Source organism: Streptomyces sp. NPDC060028, assembly GCF_042736725.1.
Taxonomy (GTDB): domain Bacteria; phylum Actinomycetota; class Actinomycetes; order Streptomycetales; family Streptomycetaceae; genus Streptomyces.
Window position 1 is genome coordinate 90145 of sequence record NZ_JBHWVJ010000009.1, and the last position, 15094, is coordinate 105238.

14 protein-coding genes, 1 tRNA gene and 2 pseudogenes are annotated in these 15094 nt (G+C 69.6%); 15 read left to right on the forward strand and 2 right to left on the reverse strand.

Translation table 11 applies throughout. The features are described from left to right. Positions 1-2: 2 nt before the first annotated feature. From ACFWBF_RS07530 to ACFWBF_RS07570, 9 genes and pseudogenes are all read left to right on the forward strand, one after another. Positions 3-455, forward strand: coding sequence for a hypothetical protein (locus ACFWBF_RS07530; protein WP_385596686.1), 453 nt, complete (start codon positions 3-5; stop codon positions 453-455). Positions 456-466: 11 nt separating this feature from the next. Next, positions 467-643 (forward strand): hypothetical protein, encoded by a 177-nt coding sequence (locus ACFWBF_RS07535; protein ID WP_385596689.1) that lies wholly within the window; start codon positions 467-469, stop codon positions 641-643. A gap of 20 nt (positions 644-663) precedes the next feature. Further along, on the forward strand, positions 664-1170 hold the full coding sequence (locus tag ACFWBF_RS07540) for a hypothetical protein (RefSeq protein WP_385596691.1): 507 nt from the start codon (positions 664-666) through the stop codon (positions 1168-1170). Positions 1171-1314: 144 nt separating this feature from the next. After that, positions 1315-1740, forward strand: a pseudogene (locus ACFWBF_RS07545) (DNA cytosine methyltransferase); the annotation flags it as partial. A 549-nt stretch (positions 1741-2289) separates the two neighbouring features. Further along, positions 2290-2484, forward strand: coding sequence for a hypothetical protein (locus ACFWBF_RS07550; RefSeq protein ID WP_385596790.1), 195 nt, complete (start codon positions 2290-2292; stop codon positions 2482-2484). A gap of 84 nt (positions 2485-2568) precedes the next feature. After that, entirely contained in the window at positions 2569-3495 is a 927-nt protein-coding gene (locus tag ACFWBF_RS07555) for a bifunctional DNA primase/polymerase (protein ID WP_385596694.1), read from the forward strand. Between the two features lie 130 nt (positions 3496-3625). Beyond that, a complete protein-coding gene (locus tag ACFWBF_RS07560) occupies positions 3626-5170 on the forward strand; it encodes a YfjI family protein (RefSeq protein ID WP_385596697.1) in 1545 nt (514 codons plus the stop codon). A gap of 290 nt (positions 5171-5460) precedes the next feature. After that, positions 5461-5658, forward strand: a pseudogene (locus tag ACFWBF_RS07565) (helix-turn-helix transcriptional regulator); the annotation flags it as partial. Next, entirely contained in the window at positions 5655-7106 is a 1452-nt protein-coding gene (locus ACFWBF_RS07570; protein ID WP_385596700.1) for a tyrosine-type recombinase/integrase, read from the forward strand. The pseudogene ACFWBF_RS07565 and the gene ACFWBF_RS07570, both read left to right, overlap by 4 nt. Before the next feature lie 4 nt (positions 7107-7110). Here the strand turns inward: ACFWBF_RS07570 and ACFWBF_RS07575 are convergent, their stop codons facing one another. After that, positions 7111-7872 carry a hypothetical protein gene (locus ACFWBF_RS07575; protein WP_385596704.1) on the reverse strand — a complete coding sequence of 254 codons (762 nt, stop codon included), beginning with the start codon at positions 7870-7872 and terminating at the stop codon, positions 7111-7113. 175 nt (positions 7873-8047) lie between these two features. Further along, positions 8048-8119 (reverse strand) — tRNA-Arg (locus ACFWBF_RS07580). An 82-nt stretch (positions 8120-8201) separates the two neighbouring features. Between ACFWBF_RS07580 and ACFWBF_RS07585 the strand changes: the two genes are divergently transcribed. From ACFWBF_RS07585 to thrB, 6 genes are all read left to right on the forward strand, one after another. After that, positions 8202-8696, forward strand: a complete 495-nt coding sequence (locus ACFWBF_RS07585; protein WP_385596785.1) for a response regulator — start codon at positions 8202-8204, stop codon at positions 8694-8696. 94 nt (positions 8697-8790) lie between these two features. Further along, positions 8791-9777, forward strand: a complete 987-nt coding sequence (gene nrtL, locus ACFWBF_RS07590; RefSeq protein WP_385596707.1) for an ArgS-related anticodon-binding protein NrtL — start codon at positions 8791-8793, stop codon at positions 9775-9777. 19 nt (positions 9778-9796) lie between these two features. Further along, on the forward strand, positions 9797-11188 hold the full coding sequence (gene lysA / locus ACFWBF_RS07595; protein WP_385596710.1) for a diaminopimelate decarboxylase: 1392 nt from the start codon (positions 9797-9799) through the stop codon (positions 11186-11188). A gap of 125 nt (positions 11189-11313) precedes the next feature. Continuing rightward, on the forward strand, positions 11314-12618 hold the full coding sequence (locus ACFWBF_RS07600; protein WP_385596713.1) for a homoserine dehydrogenase: 1305 nt from the start codon (positions 11314-11316) through the stop codon (positions 12616-12618). Between the two features lie 6 nt (positions 12619-12624). Beyond that, entirely contained in the window at positions 12625-13695 is a 1071-nt protein-coding gene (thrC, locus tag ACFWBF_RS07605; protein ID WP_385596715.1) for a threonine synthase, read from the forward strand. A 292-nt stretch (positions 13696-13987) separates the two neighbouring features. Further along, entirely contained in the window at positions 13988-14914 is a 927-nt protein-coding gene (gene thrB, locus ACFWBF_RS07610; RefSeq protein WP_385233952.1) for a homoserine kinase, read from the forward strand. The last annotated feature ends 180 nt before the right edge of the window (positions 14915-15094 follow it).

Sequence of the window (15094 nt, forward strand, 5' to 3'; positions counted from 1 at the left end):
CCGTGAACCACCACGACCCCGCCCGCTGGGAGACCACCGAGACCCACCGCCCCATCCCGCTCGCCCCCGCCTACCCGGCGCTCGCCGTCCACCAGCCGCACGCGCTGCCGGACATCCAGACCATCCAGCTCCCCGACGGCCGCATCATCACCGGCTACGTCATCGCCCCCGCCAAGGCCCCCGAGCCCCTCGCGGAGCGACCGGCCATCAACCCGCTCGCCGTCAACATCGCCCTCGGCGGCATCGGCTTCGCCGCCGCATGCGGAGGGCTCATGCTCCTCACCACCTTCATCGCCGCCGTGGCCGCGCTCATCGGGCAGCTCATCATCCTGGCCGCCGTCATCTTCGGCGGCTTCATCGCCACCCAGGTCCTCGGCAACAACCACGGCCGCATGGGCGGGACGGTCGTCAACATCCGGCGGGCCGTCTTCAAGCGCAACCACTTCCACGGATGAGGAGAACCGGCATGGACATCGACCCCAACGACACGTTCGTCGTGGAGATCGACTGTGACGAATGGCCCAGCTCGTACTCCCGGGTCCTCACCTGGCGCCAGCTCGGGGAACTCCTCCTGAAGTTCGATGAGCTGGCCGCCGTGACCGAGGGCGCCGCTTACAGCAACCGCGACGGCTCGCCGTTCTGACCTCAACCTGAAAGGCCGCCATGTTCGAGATCCGCGTCATCTGCGCCCCGACCGAAGCCCCCGAGATCACCAAATCCTTGTCCGAGACGTTCAGGACCGGCCCCGTCCGCCAGCACCCCACCCGGGACGGCGATCGCGTCCGCCTGTACGTCACCGCCGAGCAGCCGGTGAGCCACTGGCCGGCGCCCGAGACCGCTTACGCCACCGCGCCGAGCGTCATCAGCGAGATCGGCTGGACCGCCCGCGGAGTCCCCGACTGCCTGCACGGCATCCAGATTCGGGAGTTCTGGCTCCGCAAGGCCGCACTCCTGGACCGCATCGCCCTCACCGACGACGACCCGGTCAACGGTGACGCCGCCACCCTCGCCATCGAGGCCGCCCGACGCCTGATGGAGATCGACGACGCCGCCGGACTGGGCCCCAGCGGCTACGCGGACGGCCCCTACACCCCGGACCACCCGGACAGCGTCCGCCAGCCCCGCGGCTACGTCCGCCAGGAATACGCCCTCTGGGTCCGGCACCAGTAGCTGTGCCCGGGGCGGTCGCCTCTCGCCAAAAGACCGCGACCGCCCCGGTTCTCCGTCCCTTCGACAGAAACAGGAGAACCCCGGATGAGCCCTCCCACCGCACTGCGGCTCGGATCGCTGTGCACCGGCTATGGCGGCCTGGACATGGCCGTCCAGCAGGTGTTCGGCGGCTCCCTCGCCTGGGTCGCGGACAACGACCCCGGCGCCGCCCGCATCCTCGCCCACCACCACCCGCGGGTGCCCAACCTGGGAGACATCACCGCCACCGACTGGACGGCGGTGCCGCCGGTCGATGTAGTCCTCGGTGGCTACCCGTGCCAGCCGTTCAGTACCGCCGGCAAGCGGAAGGGAACCGAAGATGCTCGGCACATCTGGCCCCACATCGCAGATGCCCTTAGGGTTCTACGACCCCGACTCGCGGTCTTTGAGAACGTCGCAGGGCACCTTTCCCTTGGATTCGACACCGTCCTCGCCGACCTTGCCGCCCTCGGGTTCGATGCGCGCTGGGGCACTGTACGTGCGTCCGACATTGGCGCCGCCCACCAGCGCAACCGCCTCTTCTTCTACGCCTGGCCTGCCGACACCAGCAGCCAGGGACTGGCGCGGCGGTGGGCAGAGCGGACAGCTCCCCACCGCGATCACCTCACTGCTCCCGACACCCTCGACCTCCGAGGCGACCGGAGCGGGGCACGCGGCGCAGGGCGGGATGAACCTCCGGCACGTCGTCTCGCTGCTGCCGACCCCTGTGGTCGGGGACTCCAAGGGAGCCCGCCAGTCAACGGCCCCCAATCCGCGCAGCACCTCGTCGACCCTGACGGACCTCGCATTCACCGGGGCGCTACTGCCGACACCGCGGGCGTCGGCGAACGAGAATCGGCAGACCAAGCGCACCCCCTCGCAGGAAGCCGGAACGCACGGCCGATGCCTGGCAGCGGAAGTCTGCTCCCTGTTGCCGACCCCGAGGGCGTCGGACGGGGAGAAGGGCGGACCGAACCAGCGGGGCAGCAAGGGGGATCTGACGCTCCTCTCGGCGGCGCACCGCATTGGGGCGAGTACGGCCCCGCCGTCGCCCGCTGGGAGTCCGTCATCGGGCGAGCAGCTCCCGGGCCAACTGACCCTGTGGGACGTCTGAACCCCGCATTCGTCGAATGGCTCATGGGCCTGCCCGCCGGCCACGTCACCGACGTACCCGGACTCTCCCGCACTGCCCAGCTCAAGGCGCTCGGTAACGGCGTGGTCCCGCAGCAGGCCGCCCACGCCCTCCGCTCCCTGCTCCGGCAGACCGGGGCGACAGAGCACGCCACCGCCGCCTAGACACGCCCGAGGCGGTCGCCTCTCGCCAAAGACCGCGACCGCCCCGGTTCTCCGTCCCTTCGACAGAAACAGGAGACCACCAGCATGACCTATCAGACCCAGTCGGCGCAGCTGCGCGCCGCACTGGACGCCGCCGCACGCGGCTGGCCCGTCTTCCCCCTCCGCCCCGACGACAAGCGCCCCGCCGGGCACGCCGAGGCCCGATGCCCCGGTAGCGGCCGGTGCGCTGACGGGCACCGCACCCCCGAGCAGCGCGCCACGACCAGCCAGGCTGACATCGAGCGCTGCTGGGGGACCGCCCCATACAACGTCGGCATCGCCACCGGCCCCGCCGGTCTCCTGGTCGTTGACCTCGACATCCCCAAGGACGACGACGGGGCCCCGCCGCCGCAGTGGGCCCAGGCCACCGACGGCCTGGACGTCTTCGCGATGCTGTGCGAGCGCGCCGGCGAGCGGCTGCCGACCGAGACCTTCACGGTGCGCACCCGCCGTGGTGGACAGCACCTGTACTTCACCGCCCCTGCCGGAAAGCAGCTACGTGGGAGCGCGGGGCGCCTGGGGTGGAAGGTCGACACGCGAGCCTGGGGTGGGTACGTGGTCGCGGCCGGCAGCACCGTCGGCACCGGGTTGTACGAGGTCATTCACGACGCGCCTCCGGCCCCCCTCCCCACGTGGCTCGGTGACCTGCTCACCCCGTCGCCCGCACCCGCCCCGGTCTCCGTGGCCGTTCTCCGCTCCCGGATCGGGAAGGCAGAGCGGTACGCGACAGCCGCCCTGAACGGGGAGGTAGCCAAGGTGGCTGCCGCCCAGACCGGCACCCAGAACACGACGCTCTACAACGCCGCGTACGCCCTCGGCAGGCTCATCGCTGCCGGGGCCCTCACCGAGCAGGAAGTCACCGACGCGCTCACCGCCGCCGCCCCGCACGGGCTCGCACCCTCCCGGGTCGCGGCGAGCATCCGCGACGGCATCCGCCGCTCGCTGCGCAACGCGAGCGGAGACGCGGCATGACCACCACCGACAACCCCAGCTCCGCCGGACCGGCCCCGGCCCGGAACGGCAGTAGCGCGCCGAAGGTCGTCGGCCGTCAGGCCGTCCTTTCAGTCCTTCGCCGTGACCCGCAGGAAGGCAGGACCGCAGCATGACCGCACAGCCCACTGACGCCGACCTCTGGGCCGGGTTCGACGCCCTCGCCGAGGATGTGACTGGACCCGTCTGGGACGAGCCGGTCCCGCTCACCGCCCGCCGCGAACTCCCCGCCTTCCCCGTCGACACGCTCCCGCCGTGGCTGGCTGGCATGGTGGCCGCTGTCGCCGAGGAGACCCAGACCCCCGCCGACCTCGCCGGATGCCTGGCCCTGGCGGTCATCGCCACGGCGGCTGGCGGACGGGCCACGGTCTGCGTGCGCGGGCGGTGGCGCGAGCCGGTCAACCTCTACACCGCCGTGGCGCTGGACCCCGGCAACCGCAAGAGCGCCGTGTTCGCCCTGATGACCGAGCCGCTCATGGCCGTGGAGAAGGCCCTCGTGGAACTCTCCGGCCCAGCCCGCGCTGAGGCCGAGACCACCGCGCGCCTGGCCAAGGCCGCCGCCGACAAAGCAGCGGCCAAGGCCGCGAACGCCGAGCCGGGGATGCGCGACCAGCTCACTGCCGAGGCCGTCGCCCTCGCCCAGGCCGCCGAGGAAATTAAGGTCCCTTGCAAGCCCCAGCTCGTCGCGGACGACGTGACGCCGGAGAACCTGGCCACCCTGCTCACCGAGCAGGAAGGCCGGATCTCTGTTCTCTCCCCGGAGGGCGGAATCTTCGAAATCATCTCGGGCCGCTACAGCGGAGCACCCAACATGGAGATCTTCCTCAAGGGCCACGCCGGGGACATGGTCCGCGTCAACCGGCAGGGCCGCGAAGCTCAGCACGTCGAACACCCCGCTGTCACGATGGGCCTCGCCGTCCAGCCCGAAGTCCTCGAATCCATCGGGCAGATCAAGGGGGCCGACGGCCGTGGGCTCCTGGCCCGGTTCCTGTACGCGCAGCCCGAATCCCTGGTCGGCAGGCGGAACCTCACGCCGGAGCTGATCCCGGACGACGTGGCCGACACCTACGCCCGGCAGCTCGGCGGACTGGCAATGGCCCTGAACGGCTGGACCGACCCGGCAGTGCTCACCCTCACCCCCGAGGCCGACGCAGTCATGCTCGCCTACCAGAAGGTCACCGAATCCCGGATCGGGAAGGGCGGTTCACTCGCGGACGTCGTGAAGTGGGCCAGCAAACGCGACGGGGCCGTCGCTCGGATCGCTGGGCTGCTTCACCTGGCCACCCACACTGACAGCGGATGGACCCGCCCCATCGAGGCCGCCACCCTGGCCGACGCCACCCGCCTCGGGGACTACTTCACTGCCCACGCCCAGCACGTGTTCGACGCCATGGGCGCCGCCCCTGCTCGGGAAGCCGCGCACCAGGTCCTCGGCCACATCGGGGACTCGCGGCTGAACGACTTCACCAAGCGGGATCTGTTCCGCCAGCTCTCCCGAGGTGACTTCCCCGCCATGGCCGACCTCGACCCGGCCTTGGCACTCCTGGAAGAGCACGGCTGGATCCGCCAGCAGCCCTCACCCCCGCGCACCGGCCGCGGCGGCCGGCCGCCCTCCCCGAAGTACGACGCGCACCCCCGCCTCGCTCGCGGCGCCTGACACAACCCCCGCCGGACCGCCACAACTGACAGAACCCTCGACGTAAACCGCTGACCTGCGTAAACGGGGCCTACGGCCACCGTGACAGAACCTCCGGAAACTCCGACAGAACCTCGCGCTCGGCCGTGGCAGGAACCCACCGCCGGAGGTTCTGTCGGAGTTTCCGCGAGTTCTGTCAGAGCCACTCCTAGCCCTGAACCCGCAGGTCAACGCGTTCTCGCCTAGGTTCTGTCAGTTGTGTCAGCGGTCCCGGCGTTCTTGCCTCCCAACCCACACCTTCCCGAAGGAGCCTCGCCGTGGCCAAGCCGCGCGACGAAATGCTGACCATCCCGCAGGTGGTCGAAGAGATCGGTGTTCCGCGAGCCACGTTCTATCGCTGGCGGCAGTGCAAGAAGGGCCCCAAGGCCATCAAGCTCCCGAACGGTTCCGTGCGTATCCGCCGTTCCGAGCTGGTCCGTTGGCTGGAGATGCGGGAGGAATCCGCGTGACGAACGACGCCGATTCCGGGTCCGAGCAGAACAATGGCTTGGACCCGGAAGGGTTTTCTCTCGATGTCCGCCTGTGGAATGTGACCAAGGCGCAGAGTAAGACCCGCCCGTATCAGCTCCGCTGGATCGTCGGGGGCGAAGTCCGCAGTAAGACGTTCGCCACCGTGGCACTTGCGGGGAGCCGCCGGTCCGAATTGTGGTTGGCCATGAAGCGCGGCGAGGCGTTCCGCATCAAGGACGGCCTGCCTGAGTCCGAAGTCCGCGCCGCCACGCAGGCCGCAGAGCCCGCAGATGCTCGCGAGGAACTTTCCTGGTTCACGTTCTGCCGTGAGTACATGGCCATGCGCTGGCCCACAGCTGCTGCAAAGACGCGCGAGGGCATCGCGGATGGTCTCGCTGCCGTGACCCTGGCCATGGTGGAGCAGGGCAAGCAGATGCCCGAGGTGGAGGAGCTGCGCCTCGCCCTTCGCTGGTCGGTTGTCCCGGCGAACGCCGAGTTGGAGCCGCCGGCCGAACTTGAAGTTGCCCATCAGTGGCTTTCGAAGAAGTCGCTGCTCGTTTCCGCGTTGGAAGATCCGAAGATTCTGCGAGACGTCCAGTATCGGATTTCGTTCAAGCTGGACGGCGCACCCGCGGCAGGGGAGACCTCCCGGCGCAGGCGCCGCGCTTTGAATACGGCGGTGGAGTACGCAATCGAGCGAAAGCTCCTGGTTACGAATCCTCTTTCCATGCTCAAGAAGGTGAAGGTCTCTTCATCGGATCGTGTCGACCCGCGCGTTCTTGTGAACAAGACCCAAGCCGCCCAGTTGCTCGCCGCGGTTTCGTACGTCGGGACGTGGGATCGCATGAAGGGGCGCCGCCTGGTGGCGTTCTACGCAGTGATGTACTTCGCGGCCCTCCGCCCGAGCGAGGCGGTGGGGCTGAGGAAGTCGGACTGCTACCTCCCCGAAACGGGATGGGGGACGCTCACCCTCCGGGACACGCACCCGGTCTCGGGTAAGCAGTGGACGGATAGTGGGGAGCGCCACGACAAGCGAGGGTTGAAGTCTCGCGAGGCCAAGGACGACCGGCCAGTCCCGATCCCACCGCCACTGGTAGGCATGCTCCAGGCTCACCTCACCGAGTTCGGCACAGCCAAAGACGGCCGGCTCTTCACGAACGAGCGGCTCGGGCTTGTCGGCAGCAGCACGTACTGGCGGGTCTGGAAGGACGCTCGGGAGTACGCCCTCCCTCCAGATCTCCAGACATCCATCCTGGGAGGCCGACCGTACGACCTCAGGCACACCTGCATCACAACCTGGCTGAACGCAGGGGTTCCCGTGGCAGAGGTGGCCCGCCGGGTCGGGAATTCGCCCGAGGTTATCCACCGAGTCTACGAGGGGTGCATCTATGGACAGGAAGCAGCTATGAACTCGAAGATCGAAGCGGAGTTGGATTGGCATTTCTAGCTGCTTAGCCGAGCATCCGCATGACCTGTTGTCCCAGTCCGACAGTTCCAGTGCCGATGCTGATTATCCCGTTAACGGAGTTGATCCAATCGCGGAACCTCTCAACGAACCCTGTCTCGCGCATCGACTCGACATGCTCGGGTCGGCGGATGACGGAGCCGAAAAGAGCATCGAATGTTGCTTCAATGTCCTCGCGGCCTGTCACTCGGGAGATGTGTACTGCTTGAAGCATGGAGTGCAGGTGGGAAAGAAGGAGGATCCGGAGCTGTGTGGGAAGTGCACCCGCACTGACTTCGCTCATCATCTCGGTGATCAGGCTTTCGAGCCGGGTGAGATCTTCTGCCGAGAGAGGCTGGGTCGGGTTGGCGCGATGCAGGGCTCGACTAATGGAAAGTAGCCCATGGGCCGCCGCGCTTTTGGGCACGTGTCCACCGGGGACGATCTCGGCGAATACCTGATAAAGCGGCTTGCGTGCGGCGACTCCAGACAATGCGCTCTCCAGGGTGTCCAAGCCGAACAGGAGGTGCTCCTCCTCGTCCGAGTCCTCGCCGAGGGCGCGGACCGCAGCGACGATCGTGGCGGGAAGTTGGATCACACTTGCGATCGCGTGCACGCCGGCCGCGGAGTTCTCGTCAACCTCAAGAGTCTGGGCGAACGCGGCCCATCCCAGAATTGCTTCTTGGTCTCGCTGGCCAGGGAACCTGGCGTGTACAGCGACCAGCACGTCTCGAAGTCGCGCAGCAGGGTTGTCATGTTGCGGTGCCATGGCGACACGGTAGGCGGTGCTTGATCGGCCGTCACTGGTTCTGGCGGCCCTATCGCAGGTCTATCGCGACCAGTGCGTAACAACGACAAAGACCTGGACTCAGTGGGACTGGGTCCAGGTCTTCATGCTTGGCACTTCAGCAGGTCAGCGGTGTTTTGCGCTGGTCTGGCTGGAGTGCCCCCGGCAGGATTCGAACCTGCGCACACGGCTCCGGAGGCCGTTGCTCTATCCCCTGAGCTACGGGGGCGCGTCGTTCGCTTTGCGGCGACGGGTTGAACACTACCAGCTTCCGTGGGGTGATCAGGAACCCGTTTCCGGGGGCGAGGGGGGTGGGTCGCTCGGAGGGGGTGGAAGTGGCAAAAACCCGGACGCGGGGGCCGGGGCGGACCTACTCTCGAGTTGTGTCAGGCGCCTCGGGCCGGGTGCTTGTTGTCGACGACAACAAGGTCATCCGGCAGCTGATCAAGGTCAATCTCGAGCTGGAGGGCTTCGAGGTCGTGACCGCGAACGATGGTGTCGAGTGTCTGGACGTCGTGCACCGCGTGTGCCCCGATGTCATCACCCTTGATGTGGTCATGCCCCGGCTCGACGGGTTCGGGACGGCCGCGCAGTTGCGGGCCGATCCGCGGACGCGGCATCTGCCCGTCGCCATCGTCAGCGCCTGTACGCAGTACGAGGTGGAGGCCGGGATCACCGCCGGGGTGGATGCGTTTCTCGCCAAGCCCTTCGAGCCCGCCGAGTTGGTACGGGTCGTGCGGCGGCTGATCGAGCGCCGGGACCGCCGCGAGCGCAAAGGGGCCCCCGCCGGGCGGGGGAGGGGCTAGGTCCTCTCCTTCGCCGTCGGCCGCACCTCGTCGCCCTGTTTCACATGGCGAAACCGTTCGCGTGACGCGGGGGCTTCTCGCCTAGGCTGGTCACGTGACCCCCGCCGACCTCTCCCGTACCGTCGTGCGCGCCGTGCGCTGCGCCGTCGAGGATGGGGAGCTGCCCGCGGAGGCGGCGGTGCCCCAGCGGGTCGTCGTCGAGCGGACCCGGCCGGGTGGGGTGGGGGAGTACGCCACCCCCGTCGCGTTCCAGCTGGCCAAGAGCGCCGCCCTGGTTCCGGCGCACGTCGCGGGTGTGCTCGCCCGGCGGCTGGCCGAGGTGCCCGGGATCGCGCGTGTGGAGATCACCGGCGCGGGGTTCCTGAATTTCGTGATGGCTCCGCTCTCCGCTGCTCGCGTCGTCCGCGATGTGCTCGCGCGCGGGGAGAGGTACGGCTTCGCCGAGGAGCCCGAGCTGCGGGCCCGCGTCGTGCGCGACGCCGTGGTGCGCATCCGCCTCGGTCAGGGGCTCGATCCCGGTGGCCCCCTGCCCACCGCCCCCGTCCCCCGCCGCCTCGGTGACGTCCGCGCGGCTTACGGGGCCGGCGCCGCGGCCTGGGCGATGCTCTGCGTGGCGCCCCACGAGACCCCGGTGTTCTCCCCGCGGCTGCTCGTCCAGGGTGAGGACAGTGAGTTCTTCCGGGTCCGGTACGCGCACGCGCGCTCCCGGGCGTTGCGCGCCAATGCCGCCGACCTCGGCTTCCGGGCCGAGCCGGGCGAGGTCCAGGACGCCCAAGCCCAAGCCCACGCCGACACCGGCACCGCCGCCCCCACCGACTCCGCCGCCCCCCTGCTCCGCGCGCTGCGCGACTACCCCCTCGTCCTCGAAGCCGCCGCGCACCACCGCGCGCCCGAGCGGCTCGTCCGGCATCTCGTCGAGCTGGCCGACGCCCTGCTCGACTTCCAGTACCGCGTCCTGCCCAAGGGGGACGAGAAACCCTCGGCCGCCCACCGCGCCCGGCTGGCTCTTGCCGAAGCCGCCGGGACGGTGCTGGCCGGCGGCCTGGCCCAGCTCGGCATCGACGCTCCCGACTGCCTGTGATCCGCGAAGAGAGATACCGATGAGCCGTTCCGCGCACCCCGCCGGCCCCCGCCACGCCGATGTGATGCCCGAGGGGCACCACGCTCCGCCGCCCGCCGACCTGAACGTGCTCGACGAGAAGGTGTGGGCGCGCACCGTCACGCGCAACGCCGAGGGCGTGGCCACCGTCGGCGGGATCGAAGTCACCAGGCTCGCCGAGGAGTTCGGGACGCCCGCGTACTTCCTCGACGAAGAGGACTTCCGCGCGCGCTGCCGGGCCTGGGCCAACGCCTTCGGGCCCGACGCCGACGTCTTCTACGCCGGCAAGGCGTTCCTCTCCAAGGCCGTCGTGAAGTGGCTGAAGGAAGAAGGACTGAACCTCGACGTCTGCTCCGGCGGGGAGCTGGCCACCGCGCTGGCCGCCGAGATGCCCGCCGCGCAGATCGCGTACCACGGCAACAACAAGTCCGAGCTCGAGATCCGCCGGGCCATCGGAGCCGGCGTCGGGCGCATCGTCCTCGACTCCTTCCAGGAGATCGCCCGCGTCGCGCACATCGCCCGCGAGCTCGGCGTCCGCCAGCCCGTGCAGATCCGGGTCACGGTGGGCGTCGAGGCCCACACCCACGAGTTCATCGCCACCGCCCACGAGGACCAGAAGTTCGGCATCGCCGTCGCCGACGGCTCCGCCGCCGAGGCCGTACGCCGCACCCTCGGGCACGACTCGCTCGAACTGCTCGGCGTCCACTCCCACATCGGCTCGCAGATCTTCGACATGGCGGGCTTCGAGGTCTCGGCGAAGCGCGTCGTCCAGCTGCTGGCCGCCGTACGCGACGAGCACGGCGTCGAGCTCCCCGAGATCGACCTCGGCGGCGGCCTCGGCATCGCCTACACCTCCGCCGACGACCCGCGCGAGCCGCACGAGATCGCCAAGGCCCTGCACGAGATCGTCGCCCGCGAGTGCGAGGGCGCCGGCCTGCGGGCGCCGCGCATCTCCGTCGAGCCCGGCCGCGCCATCGTCGGCCCGACCGCCTTCACCCTGTACGAGGTCGGCACGATCAAGCCGCTCCAGGGACTGCGCACGTACGTCTCCGTCGACGGCGGCATGTCCGACAACATCCGCACCGCGCTCTACGACGCCGAGTACGGGGTCACCCTCGTCTCCCGCGTCTCCGACGCCGAGCCCATGCTGGTCCGCGTCGTCGGCAAGCACTGCGAGAGCGGCGACATCGTCGTCAAGGACGCCTACCTGCCCGCCGACCTCGCCCCCGGCGACCTCCTCGCCGTGCCCGCCACCGGCGCGTACTGCCGCTCGATGGCCAGCAACTACAACCACGCGCTCCGGCCGCCCGTCGTCGTCGTGCGCGACGGGCAGGCCCGGATCATCGTCCGGCGCGAGACGGAAGAAGATCTCCTGCGTCTCGACCTCGGATGATGAAATAGACGTCTCACTCAATGGACCGAGGATGGAAACTGCTGTCCATTGAGTGAGACTGGTTCACACCGGGCGCGCATCCCCGCGCGCCGGGTAGCGATGGAAGATCGAAAGGCGTAGGTCGAATGATGCGTACGCGTCCGCTGAAGGTGGCGCTGCTGGGCTGTGGAGTGGTCGGCTCAGAGGTGGCGCGCATCATGACGACGCACGCCGACGATCTGACAGCCAGGATCGGCGTGCCCGTCGAACTCGCCGGCGTGGCCGTGCGCCGTCCCTCCAAGGTGCGCGAGGGCATCGACCCGGCGCTGGTCACCACCGATGCGACCGCGCTGCTCAAACGCGGCGACATCGACATCGCCATCGAGGTCATCGGCGGCATCGAGCCCGCCCGCACCCTGATCACCACCGCCTTCGAGAACGGCATCTCCGTCGTCTCGGCGAACAAGGCGCTCCTCGCCCAGGACGGCGCCTCGCTGCACGCCGCCGCCGAGGCGGCCGGGCTGGATCTGTACTACGAGGCCGCCGTGGCCGGCGCCATCCCGCTGGTCCGCCCGATGCGCGAGTCCCTCGCCGGCGACAAGATCAACCGGGTCATGGGCATCGTCAACGGCACGACGAACTTCATCCTCGACAAGATGGACTCCACCGGCGCCGGCTACCAGGAAGCGCTCGACGAGGCCACCGCCCTCGGGTACGCCGAGGCCGACCCCACCGCCGACGTCGAGGGCTACGACGCCGCCGCCAAGGCCGCGATCCTGGCCGGCATCGCCTTCCACACCCGGGCCCGCCTGGACGACGTCTACCGCGAGGGCATGACCGAGGTCAGCGCCGCCGACTTCGCCTCCGCCAAGCGCATGGGCTGCACCATCAAGCTCCTCGCCATCCTGGAGCGCGCGGAGGACGGCGAGTCCGTCACCGCCCGCGTCCACCCGGCGATGATCCCGCTGACGCACCCCCTCGCCTCCGTCCGTGAGGCGTACAACGCCGTCTTCGTCGAGGCGGAGGCCGCCGGGCGGCTCATGTTCTACGGGCCCGGCGCGGGCGGCGCGCCGACCGCCTCGGCGGTCCTGGGCGACCTCGTCGCCGTCTGCCGCAACAAGCTCGCCGAGGCAACGGGGCCCGGCGAGTCGGCGTACACCCAGCTGCCGGTCAGCCCCATAGGGGACGTCGTCACCCGCTACCACATCAGCCTCGATGTGGCCGACAAGCCGGGCGTGCTCGCCCAGGTGGCGACGGTCTTCGCGGAGCACGGTGTCTCCATCGACACGGTCCGCCAGCAAGGTCATCAGGACGGGGGCGGCGAAGGAGCCTCTCTCGTCGTCGTCACCCACCGCGCGCCCGACGCGGCCCTCTCCGGGACCGTCGCGGCGCTGCGGCAGCTGGACACCGTCCGCGGTGTGGCCAGCATCATGCGCGTTGAAGGGGAGTAAGGACCCATGAGCAGCAATCGCACCCACCAGTGGCGCGGCATCATCGAGGAGTACCGGGACCGCCTGCCGGTCACGGACAAGACCCCCGTGGTCACGCTCCGCGAAGGTGGCACTCCCCTCGTCCCCGCGCAGGTGCTCTCCGAGCGCACCGGCTGCGAGGTGCACCTCAAGGTGGAGGGGGCCAACCCCACCGGGTCCTTCAAGGACCGCGGCATGACCATGGCGATCACCAAGGCCAAAGAGGACGGCGCCAAGGCCGTCATCTGCGCCTCCACGGGCAACACCTCGGCCTCCGCCGCCGCGTACGCGGTACGCGCCGGCATGGTGTCCGCGGTCCTCGTGCCCCGCGGCAAGATCGCGCTCGGCAAGATGGGCCAGGCCCTCGTGCACGGCGCCAAGATCCTGCAGGTCGACGGAAACTTCGACGACTGCCTCGCCCTCGCCCGCGCGCTGTCCGACAACTACCCGGTGGCGCTGGTCAATTCGGTCAATCCGGTGCGCATCGAGGGTCAGAAGACGGCCGCGTTCGAGATCGTCGACGCGCTCGGCGACGCCCCCGACATCCATGTGCTGCCCGTCGGCAACGCCGGCAACATCACCGCGTACTGGAAGGGCTTCAAGGAGTACAAGGCCGACGGCCTGGCCTCCCGTACGCCCCGTGTGTGGGGTTTCCAGGCCTCCGGCTCCGCGCCCATCGTGCGCGGGGAGATCGTCAAGGAGCCGCACACCATCGCCACCGCGATCCGCATCGGCAACCCGGCCTCCTGGGAGTACGCGCTGCAGGCGCGCGACGAGTCGGGCGGCTTCATCGACGAGGTGACGGACCGCCAGATCCTGGCCGCCTACCGGCTGTTGGCCGCACAGGAGGGCGTCTTCGTCGAGCCCGCCTCGGCCGCTTCCGTGGCCGGTCTGCTCAAGGCCGCCGAGCTCGGCCTGGTCGACCCGGGCCAGACGATCGTATGCACCGTCACCGGCAACGGCCTGAAGGACCCCGATTGGGCGGTCGCCGGCGCTCCGCAGCCGGTCACCATTCCCGTCGACGCCGAGGCCGCCGCCGTACGCCTCGGCCTGATCTGACCGACGCCCCGTTCGCCGGGTTCCGGAGCCTTCCGGAATCCGGCAACTCGGGCCGTACGACACCAAAAGACAATACGATCCGACGGAAGTCCGCGACACGCATCGTGCGCCTCCTGTGCGCCCTATGTCGGATGAGAACCTTCCTTGGATAGGCTGTACTTACATCCGCCACCGCGCATATGACCGCGGTGCTGCCCACAGGGCCTTCGGGTGTCGTACGTTCTCCAGTACATTCGCAGCGAGCCAGCGAAGAGCGAAGATCTCGCACAGTCACAAGGAGTGTCATCGGACGATGGCCGGTCCAGCGTTCCGCGCCGCCGCCGTACGGGTGCGCGTCCCCGCCAGCAGTGCCAATCTCGGCCCGGGTTTCGATGCCCTCGGCCTGGCCCTGGGGCTCTACGACGATGTCGTCGTCCGCGTGGCCGATTCCGGCCTGAACATCGACATCGCGGGTGAAGGCGCCGACACCCTCCCGCGGGACGAGAGTCATCTGCTCGTACGCTCCATGCGCACCGCCTTCGACCTGCTGGGCGGCCAGCCGCGCGGCCTGGAGGTCGTCTGCGCCAACCGCATCCCGCACGGCCGCGGCCTCGGCTCCTCCTCCGCCGCGATCTGCGCCGGCATCGTGGCCGCCCGCGCCGTGACCATAGGCGGAGAGGCCAAGCTCGACGACGCGGCGCTGCTGGAGCTCGCCACCGAGATCGAGGGCCACCCCGACAACGTCGCCGCCTGTCTGCTCGGCGGCTTCACCCTGGCGTGGATGGACGGGGGCAGCGCCAAGGCGATCCGTATGGAGCCCGCCGATTCCGTCGTTCCGGTGGTTTTCGTCCCGTCCAAGCCCGTCCTGACCGAGACCGCGCGCGGCCTGCTGCCGCGCACCGTCCCGCACGTGGACGCGGCCGTCAACGCGGGCCGCGCGGCCCTGCTCGTCGAGGCCCTGACCAGGCGTCCCGAGTACCTGCTGGCGGCCACCGAAGACCGGCTCCACCAGGAGTACCGGTCCCCGGCGATGCCCGAGAGCGTGGCACTCGTCGCCCGACTGCGGGCGGATGGCATCCCCGCGGTCATCTCCGGCGCGGGCCCCACGGTCCTCGCGCTGGTCGACAACGGCGCGGCCGACAAGGTCGCGCAGCTCGCGGGCGAGGGGTGGGCGGCCAACCGGCTCGCACTCGACGCCGCGGGCGCGAGCGTACTTCCGCTGGGTACCCAGGGCGGCTAGTCCTTGTTGCAGGGACATGGGCGGTCTGGGGCGGGCGGCCGGGGCAGGCCGCCCGCGCGGAAGGGCGATTGCCGGTGACTGAGAGGGGGAATGTCTGTTGGATCCGGTAGTGTTAGTGTCAAGTGCGCATCCGAAGCCGCCATGGCTTGGTGCTCAGTGTCCCTGTCAGGGACCACCTTT

What these genes read in the sequence shown, in the direction of transcription:
- ACFWBF_RS07600 (WP_385596713.1), top strand. Translation starts at nt 11,314, where the DNA reads ATGATGCGTACGCGTCCGCTGAAGGTGGCGCTGCTGGGCTGTGGAGTG.
- thrB (WP_385233952.1), top strand. Translation starts at nt 13,988, where the DNA reads ATGGCCGGTCCAGCGTTCCGCGCCGCCGCCGTACGGGTGCGCGTCCCC.
- ACFWBF_RS07535 (WP_385596689.1), top strand. Translation starts at nt 467, where the DNA reads ATGGACATCGACCCCAACGACACGTTCGTCGTGGAGATCGACTGTGAC.
- ACFWBF_RS07555 (WP_385596694.1), top strand. Translation starts at nt 2,569, where the DNA reads ATGACCTATCAGACCCAGTCGGCGCAGCTGCGCGCCGCACTGGACGCC.
- thrC (WP_385596715.1), top strand. Translation starts at nt 12,625, where the DNA reads ATGAGCAGCAATCGCACCCACCAGTGGCGCGGCATCATCGAGGAGTAC.
- ACFWBF_RS07540 (WP_385596691.1), top strand. Translation starts at nt 664, where the DNA reads ATGTTCGAGATCCGCGTCATCTGCGCCCCGACCGAAGCCCCCGAGATC.
- lysA (WP_385596710.1), top strand. Translation starts at nt 9,797, where the DNA reads ATGAGCCGTTCCGCGCACCCCGCCGGCCCCCGCCACGCCGATGTGATG.
- ACFWBF_RS07575 (WP_385596704.1), bottom strand. Translation starts at nt 7,872, where the DNA reads ATGGCACCGCAACATGACAACCCTGCTGCGCGACTTCGAGACGTGCTG.
- ACFWBF_RS07560 (WP_385596697.1), top strand. Translation starts at nt 3,626, where the DNA reads ATGACCGCACAGCCCACTGACGCCGACCTCTGGGCCGGGTTCGACGCC.